General features: G+C 43.5%; 10 protein-coding genes. 4 read left to right on the top strand and 6 right to left on the bottom strand.

Annotated elements, in window-relative coordinates; translation table 11 throughout:
• The 5 genes from tgt to BGC07_RS21470 all read right to left on the bottom strand — a co-directional run.
• Positions 1-1,113 (bottom strand): tRNA guanosine(34) transglycosylase Tgt (gene tgt / locus BGC07_RS01925; protein ID WP_069313775.1); only part of this gene is annotated, 1,113 nt, incomplete at its 3' end.
• 59 nt (positions 1,114-1,172) lie between these two features.
• Positions 1,173-2,201, bottom strand: a complete 1,029-nt coding sequence (gene queA, locus BGC07_RS01930) for a tRNA preQ1(34) S-adenosylmethionine ribosyltransferase-isomerase QueA (RefSeq protein WP_069311747.1) — start codon at positions 2,199-2,201, stop codon at positions 1,173-1,175.
• Between the two features lie 2 nt (positions 2,202-2,203).
• Positions 2,204-3,238 carry an LPS export ABC transporter permease LptG gene (gene lptG, locus BGC07_RS01935; RefSeq protein WP_069311748.1) on the bottom strand — a complete coding sequence of 345 codons (1,035 nt, stop codon included), beginning with the start codon at positions 3,236-3,238 and terminating at the stop codon, positions 2,204-2,206.
• Positions 3,235-4,068, bottom strand: coding sequence for an LptF/LptG family permease (locus BGC07_RS01940; protein ID WP_235602837.1), 834 nt, complete (start codon positions 4,066-4,068; stop codon positions 3,235-3,237). Before BGC07_RS01940 ends, lptG begins: the two co-directional genes overlap by 4 nt.
• Positions 4,055-4,300, bottom strand: a complete 246-nt coding sequence (locus BGC07_RS21470; RefSeq protein WP_235602838.1) for an LptF/LptG family permease — start codon at positions 4,298-4,300, stop codon at positions 4,055-4,057. The genes BGC07_RS01940 and BGC07_RS21470 overlap by 14 nt, the downstream gene beginning before the upstream one ends.
• Before the next feature lie 105 nt (positions 4,301-4,405).
• Here BGC07_RS21470 and BGC07_RS01945 point away from each other — a divergent pair, with 105 nt between their 5' ends.
• From BGC07_RS01945 to BGC07_RS01960, 4 genes are all read left to right on the top strand, one after another.
• Complete coding sequence (locus BGC07_RS01945) at positions 4,406-5,878, top strand: leucyl aminopeptidase (protein ID WP_069311749.1); 1,473 nt, start codon at positions 4,406-4,408, stop codon at positions 5,876-5,878.
• 122 nt (positions 5,879-6,000) lie between these two features.
• Positions 6,001-6,510 carry a DNA polymerase III subunit chi gene (locus BGC07_RS01950; protein ID WP_077216943.1) on the top strand — a complete coding sequence of 170 codons (510 nt, stop codon included), beginning with the start codon at positions 6,001-6,003 and terminating at the stop codon, positions 6,508-6,510.
• Positions 6,503-9,268 (top strand): valine--tRNA ligase, encoded by a 2,766-nt coding sequence (locus BGC07_RS01955; protein ID WP_069311750.1) that lies wholly within the window; start codon positions 6,503-6,505, stop codon positions 9,266-9,268. The genes BGC07_RS01950 and BGC07_RS01955 overlap by 8 nt, the downstream gene beginning before the upstream one ends.
• A 250-nt stretch (positions 9,269-9,518) precedes the next feature.
• The gene (locus tag BGC07_RS01960; RefSeq protein ID WP_069311751.1) at positions 9,519-9,899 is read left to right on the top strand and encodes a response regulator; all 381 of its coding nucleotides are present in this window, start codon (positions 9,519-9,521) and stop codon (positions 9,897-9,899) included.
• Between the two features lie 308 nt (positions 9,900-10,207).
• On the opposite strand, the gene BGC07_RS21475 is transcribed toward BGC07_RS01960, so the two are convergent.
• Positions 10,208-10,800 (bottom strand): mechanosensitive ion channel family protein (locus BGC07_RS21475; protein WP_235602839.1); only part of this gene is annotated, 593 nt, incomplete at its 5' end.

Raw genomic sequence — 10,800 nt, forward strand, 5'->3', positions numbered from 1 at the left:
AGTTAATTCTGGAACTTCTTTATTCTGCTTAGCATAATACTGACAAACAAACTCATCTAGCTTACCTGCATCAATCGCCGTGCGCAAACCACTCATAACCTTCTGATAGTAATGTAAATTATGAACTGTGTTTAAGCGCGCGCCAAGCATTTCATTGCATTTATCCAAGTGATGCAAGTAAGCCCGAGAATAATTTCGGCAGGTTGAGCAGGCACAATCTTCATCCACCGGACGCGTATCCGTTTTATTTGCGCTATTACGCAAACGAATCACGCCTGTTGATGTAAATAGGTGGCCATTGCGCGCATTACGGGTCGGCATCACACAATCAAACATATCCACACCTCGACGCACCCCTTCGACAAGGTCATCCGGTGTACCCACTCCCATTAAATAACGTGGTTTATCTTCTAGCATTAACGGCGTTGTCGCCTCGAGCGTACTGAACATTTCGCCTTTAGGCTCACCAACAGATAAACCACCAATGGCATAACCATCAAAGCCGATTTCCAATAAACCTTCAGTCGAACGTTTACGTAAGTCAGGATACATACCGCCTTGAATAATTCCGAATAAAGCCGCTGGATTATCGCCATGCGCATCTTTACTGCGGCGCGCCCAACGCAAGGAGAGCTCCATAGACTCACGCGCCGTTTCATAGCTGGCTGGATAGGGTGTGCATTCATCGAAAATCATCACGATATCTGAACCTAATTTGCGCTGCACCTCCATAGATTCTTCTGGCCCCATGAAAACCTTACTGCCATTGACGGGCGAACGAAAAGTCACACCTTTCTCATCGAGCTTACGCAGCGCGCCTAAGCTAAAGACCTGAAAGCCCCCCGAGTCTGTTAAAATTGGGCCCTGCCATTGCATAAAATCATGCAAGTCACCATGCTGCTCAATAATATCCGTTCCTGGGCGCAGCATAAGATGAAAGGTATTCCCCAGCACAATATGCGCACCCGTTGCTGAAACTTCTTCAGGCGTTAAACCTTTGACTGTTCCATAGGTCCCCACCGGCATAAAGGCGGGTGTTTCAACAACACCACGTGGAAAGCTTAAGCGCCCGCGGCGTGCCTTGCCGTCCTTGCGTAATAACTCAAATGACATATGACTCATACAAGTCCCTTACTCTCTATATTTAAATATTAAATTTTATTATTAATAAATTAACTTGTTACTTTTTTTTCAATAAACATCGCATCGCCATAACTAAAAAAGCGATATTTTTCTTCAATAGCAATGTGATAGGCCGTCATAACTTCATCGTAACCGGCAAAGGCACTCACCAACATCATCAGTGTCGATTTAGGCAAGTGAAAGTTAGTAATCATGACATCAGCCACATTAAATTTAAAACCCGGCGTGACAAATAGACGGCTTTCACCTTCAAAGGCTTTCAACTCACCAGACTCTGCAGCAGTCTCTAAGCTGCGCAAAGAAGTAGAGCCTACGGCAATCACCCGGCCACCGGATTGTTTGGTTTTGTTGACTTTGGCGACGACTTCATCACTCACTTGTAACCATTCCGCATGCATCACATGGTCATGAATATTCTCTACACGCACCGGCTGAAACGTCCCCGCCCCTACATGCAAAGTAACAAAGGCAACATCAATACCTTTTTCTTTGAGCTCTGCAAGCAGCTCATCATCAAAGTGCAAGCCTGCCGTTGGTGCCGCAACAGCGCCAGGGTGCTTCGCATATACCGTTTGATAACGCCTGCGATCGGCATCTTCATCTAGGCGAACCATATACGGCGGCAATGGCATATGACCAATACGATCGAGTAAAGGCAACACAGGCTGACTAAATTTTAAATGAAACAAGCTCTCTTGGCGACCTAATACAATAACCTCAGCTCCCTCTTCATCCAGTAAAATTGACGTCCCTTCTTTCGGCGCTTTACTAGACTTTACATGAGCCAGCACTTCGGTCTCAGAAATTAATCGCTCAACCAAAATCTCTATCTTGCCACCTGTCGGCTTCTTACCATACAAGCGCGCAGCTATAACCTGAGTGTTATTTAATACCAGTAAATCACCTGGGTTTAACAAATCAACGACATCACTAAAACAGCGATGTTGACACTGCCCTTGATGGTCTAAATGCAGTAAACGGCTAGAACGACGCTTCTCTTGTGGATACTGTGCAATAAGCTGCTCTGGCAACTCAAAATCAAAGGCATCAATATGCATGGTCAACGTAACCTCTGGACCCCATAGACAAACAATAAAAGGCACAGGATACTGGGGAATGAGGCTGCAAGCAATGGGGAGAGTTGAATTAAGCTGTTTAAAGAGCCAACAAACTGATTAATAATAAAAAATGCAAAACCAACCAAAACCCCTAACATCATCTTAAAACCCAAGCTCGTATTGCGCCCGGAACCAAAGACAAAAGGCACGGCTAAAAGCATCATCAAAATCGCTGAAATCGGCGTAAAAATACCTTGCCATAAGACAAATTGATATTTATTACTATTCAAACTGTTCTGAAGCCGGTAAATGACATTGCGCCAAAGCCCGACCACGTCCAACTCATCGGCCGGTGTTGCAACCAAGGTCAATAAGCTAGGCGCCATCAGGCTATTCCAAAGCTCTGTTCTCGTCGTGTTATAACTTATTTTCTTATCAGCAACCGTTGTCGTTTTAATATCGCTAGCGTGCCATTGATCATTTTGATAGCGCACTTCTTTGGCCACTTGAATGCGATCTAACTTTCCCTCTTTAAAGTCATAACGGCTCACTCCAGTGAGTATGCCATTGGGCCAAAAAGCCTGGATATTCACCAAACCTTCATCAGATTTTAGCCAAACTTCAGTCAAGGTCGCTTCTTTACTGTTAGGCGTGTGTTTTAACAAACGTGAATGCTGATTAGCCCAAGGCGTAATCAAGGCGATATTCAACATCAAAATCACCGCCAAAACAACGCCTGCCATAGCCACTGCTCGCGCGATTTTTAACATCGAAAACCCTGCAACACGCATGACAACCAACTCACTATTGCGCGAAAGTTGGCCTAAAGCGAGTAACGTCCCTAGCAAGCCACTAATCGGGATCAACTGATTCATATCCTCAGGTAAGCGCCAAAGCATATACGCCAAAGCCTGTAAAAACGAACTCCCATCGAGGTTACCAATCAGGCCAAAAAAGAAATCTAAGGCAACGAGGGTAAATAAAATTAACAGGGTCATGAGTAAACATTGCTTGGCAAGATAACGACGCAAGATCATATTTTAACCCTCCAGCGTCCACCTTGATTGCGATAATGAATAAACAATAAGCCAATCACGCTAAATATTATGGGTGCAGAAAACAAGCCAATCCACATCGATAAACTGCCACTTTCAATCTCATTACGAATCACCGCCAGAATATTAAAATAAACAGCAAAAACGAGTACTGCCGGAAATAACCGACCATAACGCCCTTGACGCGGAGCAACGTTGCTTAATGGGATGGCGAGTAACCCCAACACAATCACCGCAAGCGGGATGGCAATACGCCACTCAAATTCAGCCAAAGCTTCAGGAGAACCATTGACGAGTAATTTTCGCATGGATAAGGTGCTGACATCACGATCCGTACCGACGATGCCACGCTTTTGCACTAACACGGTATACTCTTTAAATTTGACAGAGGCCGAAACCACCCCATTTTTTAAATCATAACGCTTGCCTGAAAATAAGCGGATATAGCGATCCCCTGCGGCATTATAATACTGTGTCGCTCGAGGAGCCACATAAACGCTCTCGCTATCACCACTACGCAAAATAGCTTCTACCTGGCCTATTTCCTGGCCACCTTCTTCAACATCCTTGAGATAAACCACTTTTTGGCCATGGTCAAAACGAATCAAACCCGGCTGAACAATGGCGCTCGCCGCTTGTTGGCGATATTGCTGCATAATATCCGCTTGTACTCGCTCTAAGGCAGGGGAAACAAAAGTTGTGATAAGAGCGACGATTATCATGACGACAGCCATAGGCAACAACATTAATTTAACAAGGCGCCACCAACTCATGCCGCTGCTAAACAAGATCACCATTTCACTTTCGGCCAAAAAAACGGCCTAAAGCCAATAAAATCGCGAAGAAAAAACCCACCGGCATCAACATTCCTAAGTAATAAGGCAAACGTAATGCAGAAATTTTTATTGCAATCATAAAACTATCAGCAATATGCAAATAGCGCACAAGCATGATACTGACCAGAATTAATAGCAACACAATCGTCGTCGCCAAGGCAACATTGCCCAATTCACGCCATAGGTAACGTGCTAATATCAAATTCATTCCCCTCGCTTTAGCTGACAACTGTCATCAATTCAAGTAAACTCATACAGTTTGCACAGTGTACACGAATTTGTAAAAAAATCAGTCAAAAGGCGGAGAGCTTGAATGAAATTTTCATCGATACAATCAGAAGCTTATACAATTAAAAGCGATTGTTTGGTCGTTACCATCTTTGAAGGTAAAGAGTTTAGCGAAACAGCAACAGCCATTGATCAAGCCACTGACGGGCTCATCAGCCGTCTAATTGAACGTGGGGATATTTCAGGAAAATCGGGTCAAAGCTTATTGATCCCAGAAGTCTCCGGCATTAACGCCGAACGTGTTTTGCTTATCGGTGCGGGCAAAAAAGACAAACTCACCGATTTACAATTTAAAAGTCTACATGAAAAAGCCATTGCCCGTTTAAAAGATTTAACTCTAAATCAGGTGACCTTCTCAACCCTTGAGTTACCAATCAGCAATAACCCATCTGCCGATAAGCTTTCTTTAGCCATGCAAGCAATCGATGCAAGTTATTACCGTGTCGATGGTTTAAAGAGCAAGCCAAAAGAGCAACATGTGCCTGCTGAGTTTAATTTCATCGGCCAAGTAAGCGAAGCTGATCTTGATCATGCCAATGCCCTGCTTGCCGGTATTCACTTAACCAAAGACCTTGCCAATGCACCAGGTAATGTCTGCACACCAAGCTATTTTGCCAAAACAGCGCAAGACCTCGCTCAAGACTATACCCGCATTACCACACAAATCATCGATGAAGAAGAGGGCTATGAGCTTGGCTTTAATTCTTTTCTTGCCGTCGGCCAGGGCAGTGAAGAACCTTCTAAATTTATCATCATGCACTATCAGGGTGCAGATGATAAAGACGAAGCACCGATTGGCTTTGTTGGTAAAGGCATTAGCTTTGACTCAGGCGGCGTTAGCATCAAACCCGGCGAAGGCATGGAAGGCATGAAATATGACATGTGTGGCGCAGCTAGCGTCTTTGGTGTTATGAAAGCCGCCGCCGAAATGAATTTCAAGAAAAATATTGTCGGCATCGTTGTCGCAGCGGAAAATATGCCGGACGGCAAAGCGTTAAAACCCGGCGATATCTTAACGTCTTATAGCGGCCAAACCATCGAAGTGATTAATACTGATGCTGAAGGCCGTTTAGCCCTGTGTGATGGCCTAAGCTACATCGAAAAATTCAAGCCACAAGCAGTCATTGATATTGCCACTTTAACCGGTGCCTGCGTCGTTGCTTTAGGTGAGCATAATACCGGCCTGATGAGCAATGATGATGATTTTGCCCAAACTTTGCTTAAGGCCGGTAAAGAAGCCGCGGATAAAGCCTGGCAACTACCACTCGATGAAGAGTATCAAGCCCAAATCGACAGCCCATTTGCGGACATGGCCAACGTTGGTGGTAAAGCGGCAGGAACCATTACCGCCGCCTGCTTTTTATCACGCTTTACTAAAAATTATACTTGGGCACACCTCGATATCGCAGGCAGTGCCGGTGGCGTTTTTGATAAGAAGAAAGGGGCGACAGCGCGCCCAGTGCCCTTGTTAATGCGTTACTTATCAACCTTGAGCTAATTTAATCTTTTCAAAAAATAAAATTTTTAGATTAAATTAGATTTGAATAAAATAGTGAAATAAACGGGATTAGGGTGCATAGGCGCCCTAACTTTATTTTTACCGATGAACCGAGAGACATTGTGCGCGTAGATTTTTATATTCTCAATACCACAGACAAGCAGGCCGAGCTGCACTTTGCTTGTCGTTTGGCTGAAAAAGCCCTATCTCAAGACACGACGGTTTATATCCATACCCATAGCGAGCAAGACGCTGAACAGCTCGATGACTTGCTGTGGAGTTTTAGTGAAACCAGCTTTATTCCTCATGCTATCGTCGGTCACCCCCTCGTCGATGATGATGTCAAAGTTTTAATTGGCTTTGGTGAGCAACGAAGTCCCGCAGGCTTACTCATCAAACTCGCCCCTCTTGAACATGAAAATAATCAATATCCACGTATTGCTGAAATTGTCAGTCAGGATAAGAATAGCTTACAAGCCTCACGTAAAGCCTATCGGCATTATCAGCAAGCCGGCTTTAGTGTGCACCATCACAATAGCCCGACTAAAAAAAACAACAACCGGCCTAATTTAAAATTAATTAAGACGGATAATCACTTTAAAGATAATATAGAGATCAAAGACCATGGATAAAACCTACCAACCCGACAGTATCGAAAAAAACCATTACCAATCTTGGGAGAAAAAAGGCTATTTTTCACCTCAAGGCAATGGCACTCCCTACTCCATCATGCTGCCACCTCCGAATGTCACTGGCACTTTACATATGGGTCATGGTTTTCAACATACCCTCATGGATACTTTGATCCGCTATCACCGTATGCAAGGTGACCAAACTCTTTGGCAACCGGGAACAGATCATGCCGGTATTGCGACCCAAATGGTCGTCGAACGCCAACTAGCCGCCGAAAACACCTCTCGCCATGATCTCGGTCGTGATGCTTTTATCGATAAAGTGTGGCAATGGAAAGAGCAATCAGGCGGGACGATTACTCAACAAATGCGTCGTATGGGCACTTCTCCAGACTGGTCACGCGAGCGTTTTACTATGGATGAAGGCCTCTCTGAAGCCGTTCAAAAAGTCTTTATTGATTTGTATAACGAAAATTTAATCTATCGTGGCAAACGCTTAGTCAATTGGGATCCAGCTTTACTTACGGCAATTTCTGACCTTGAAGTCATTTCAGAAGAAGAACAAGGCTCACTCTGGCACCTACGTTACCCACTTTCTGATGGTTCTGGGCACTTAATCGTCGCCACCACGCGCCCGGAGACCATGCTTGGAGACACGGCCGTGGCTGTGCACCCAGAAGATGAGCGCTATAAGCCTTTAATTGGCAAAGCCATTAAGCTCCCGCTCACTGATCGTGAAATTCCAATTATTGCCGATGATTATGTCGATAAAGATTTTGGCACCGGTTGCGTGAAAATCACCCCAGCGCATGACTTTAATGATTATGAAATGGGTCAACGCCACCAGCTAGACATGATCAATGTATTAACGCCAGATGCCCATATTAACGACAATGCCCCTGAAAAATATCAAGGCTTAGAACGTTTTGCAGCGCGTAAGCAAATTATCGCTGATTTTGAAGCGGCCGACTTACTTGAAAAAATTGAGCCACATACACTGAAAGTCCCCCGCAGTGAACGCGGTAATACCATCGTTGAGCCTTACTTGACTGATCAGTGGTATGTTAAAGCCGCACCTCTCGCCAAACCTGCCACCGATGCAGTAAAAAACGGCGAGATTCGCTTTGTGCCAGAAAACTGGAGTAAAACTTATTACCAATGGATGGATAACATTCAAGACTGGTGCATCAGTCGCCAACTTTGGTGGGGACATCGTATTCCAGCTTGGTATGATGAAAGCGGTAAAGTTTATGTCGGCGAAAGCGAAGAAGCTATTCGTGAAACCCACAAGCTTGCTGAAAATATCACACTGACTCAAGATACTGATGTATTAGATACCTGGTTCTCTTCTGCACTATGGCCATTTTCAACCCTTGGCTGGCCTGAACAAACCATAGAACTGGAAAAATTCTTACCCAGCAGCGTGTTAGTCACCGGCTTTGATATCATCTTCTTCTGGGTCGCTCGCATGATCATGATGAGCTTAAAATTCACCGGTAAAGTGCCCTTTAAAGAAGTATATATCACCGGCCTCATTCGTGACCATGAAGGTCAAAAAATGTCAAAATCGAAAGGAAATACCTTAGACCCGATTGACCTCATCGATGGCATCAGTCTAGAAGGCTTGCTAGAAAAACGTACTCACGGCATGATGCTGCCTAAGCTAAAAAGCAAAATAGAAAAAGCAACGAAAAAGCAGTTTCCTGAAGGTATTCCTGCTTTTGGTACCGATGCCTTGCGCTTTACCTTCTGTGCTCTTGCCACCAATGGCCGCGATATCAACTTCGATTTAAAACGTGTTGAAGGCTATCGCAACTTCTGTAACAAGCTTTGGAATGCTGGCCGTTATGTGTTAATGAACACAGAAAACCAAACCCTCGAACTTGACCCAAGCAAACTTGAATTTAGCCTCGCCGATCGCTGGATACGCTCACGCTTGCAAGAAACCATTAGCGAAGTTCACAAGCAATTTAATCAATACCGCTTTGACTTAGCAGCCCAAGCGCTTTACGAATTTACCTGGAATGAGTATTGTGACTGGTATTTAGAACTGTCTAAACCGGTACTGTGGGACGATAATGCCACTCTTGCCCAGAAACAAGCCACACTTTACACGCTAGTTAGTGTACTTGAGCAATTACTGCGCCTATTGCACCCAATGACACCTTTTATCACCGAAGAGATTTGGCAGTCTGTCGCACCATTACTTGGTAAAACAGGTGATTCGATTATGACAGAGCCTTTCCCTCAAGTTGATGAAGCTATGGTAGATCATCAAGCAGAACAAGACATCGAATGGATTAAAGCGACAGTCATTGGCATTCGAACGATTCGTGCTGAAATGAACCTTTCGCCGAATAAAGCTCTACCCGTGATTTTCCATCAGGGTAACCGTGAAGACCAGTGTCGCCTAGAAGAGAATCAAGCCTACTTAACTGCACTAGCTAAATTAGCAAGCATTCAATGGCTAGATAAAAGCCAAGAGCCTCCTGCTTCTGCGGCGGCTCCAGTTGGTAATATGGTCATTCATATTCCGATGGCAGGCTTGATCGATAAAGAGGCTGAACTTGCGCGCCTTACCAAAGAAGAAGCAAAATTACAAAAAGAGCTTGAGCGTTTTAGCAAAAAATTGGCTAATGAAAATTATATCAATAAAGCACCTGCTGCCGTTGTTGCCAAAGAGCGTGAAAAAGAAGCTGAAGTCAAACAGCGCTTTGATCATTTAATTACACAAATAGACAAGGTCAAGGCACTTTAACTTAAGTCCTACTAAAATTTGGCCATGTCTAAGATGATCATGGCCGAAAGCCTTTATCCTTCTTTATCCCCCATAGATTACTTTCTCTTTATAAAATTGGTGCCTGCTTACTTTTTTAGCTATCATCTTATCAATCGTACTTTATAGATTTGTTTGATGGTCTGACCATAGAGAGGTTAACTCCAATAGAGCGACAATAACGATTAAGTTAATTTTTTCATAAAATATCTTAAACAAAAAAGGAGTGGTTATGTTTAAAATTATTGCTGTTGATGATTCAGAGACGAGTCTAGCTAAACTCAAAAGCTCTATAGACCCCACCCGATTTGAAATAGTTGCCACAGGAAAAGATGGCTCAGAATTAATAGACCTTTATAAAAAGCATCACCCTCACATTGTTATCCTTGATATTATCATGGAGCATGACGGCATAAAAGCTCTTGAGCAGCTAATAGAGCTATCTCCTAGAATACTTGTCATTATGGTTAGCTCATTGGGAGAAGAAAGCAAGATTAAAAAAGCATTTGATTTAGGGGCAGCTGGTTATGTGGTTAAACCTTATGACAAGGAAAAATTAGAAATTGTACTGGAAGCTGCTATAAAACAAAAAAAGCGGCGATCTAACTCATAAAATTATCAGATGATTTAGAAAGATTGAAAAAGCGAACGAAAACACACACTAAGCACCGAGTGTATCTCTTAAATCAATCATGACTTTGACAAGTATATTAACTGTACTCAAACTTATATAATATATTAGATGGATTAGTTCTGATTTTATCTGACAGTCATCTAATGAAAAGTTGGAAGCTGTCAGGTGGGCTATGAGCTGATGCACTTAACCATCTTTAAAAAATCACAGCCGGCCAGGGAATAATAATGGCCACTGCTTTCAGCTAGCCTATAGTTGTACCTAGTCACTAAATTCAGGCTCTTTAATTAACTTTGAGCTTCGACAAGCTCCTCAGGTAAATCCAGCGTTGTCGTTGGGAATGCACACTGTCCACCGTGGGATTCAACAATCCGTAGTAGTTTTAGTAATACGTCTTCGCGAATCCCCTGATACTTCACCCACTCTGTTGTTTTCGTAAAGGTATAAACTAAAATTTCTAAGGACGATGGACCAAGATCTTGCAAGTGAACAAAAAGAGTTTGTTTTTGATCAATTTCCGGATGCTCACGCAGCATTGTGCGCATTTCATTTAAAATATCTTCGATACGACTCACGTCACAATAGCGAATACCAACAATCACTCGAATACGACGGTTTAACATACGCGATGGGTTTTGTACTGCAATATTTGGAAAAATAGAATTAGGCACATAAAGCGGCCGCTTATCAAAAGTACGGATACGCGTTAAGCGCCAACCAATTTTTTCAACAGTACCTTCAATTTGCTTATCCGGTGAAGCAATCCAATCACCCACTGAAAACGGCCGATCAAAGTAAATCAATAGCCCACCAAAAAAGTTGGCGACCATGTCCTTACTGGCAAAAGCAAAGGCCACCCCCCCAGATACTACCAAAAGCC

This window comes from Piscirickettsia litoralis (genome assembly GCF_001720395.1).
Classification (GTDB): domain Bacteria; phylum Pseudomonadota; class Gammaproteobacteria; order Piscirickettsiales; family Piscirickettsiaceae; genus Piscirickettsia; species Piscirickettsia litoralis.

What these genes read in the sequence shown, in the direction of transcription:
- BGC07_RS01960 (WP_069311751.1), top strand. Translation starts at nt 9,519, where the DNA reads ATGTTTAAAATTATTGCTGTTGATGATTCAGAGACGAGTCTAGCTAAA.
- lptG (WP_069311748.1), bottom strand. Translation starts at nt 3,238, where the DNA reads ATGATCTTGCGTCGTTATCTTGCCAAGCAATGTTTACTCATGACCCTG.
- BGC07_RS01945 (WP_069311749.1), top strand. Translation starts at nt 4,406, where the DNA reads ATGAAATTTTCATCGATACAATCAGAAGCTTATACAATTAAAAGCGAT.
- queA (WP_069311747.1), bottom strand. Translation starts at nt 2,201, where the DNA reads ATGCATATTGATGCCTTTGATTTTGAGTTGCCAGAGCAGCTTATTGCA.
- BGC07_RS21470 (WP_235602838.1), bottom strand. Translation starts at nt 4,300, where the DNA reads ATGAATTTGATATTAGCACGTTACCTATGGCGTGAATTGGGCAATGTT.
- BGC07_RS01955 (WP_069311750.1), top strand. Translation starts at nt 6,503, where the DNA reads ATGGATAAAACCTACCAACCCGACAGTATCGAAAAAAACCATTACCAA.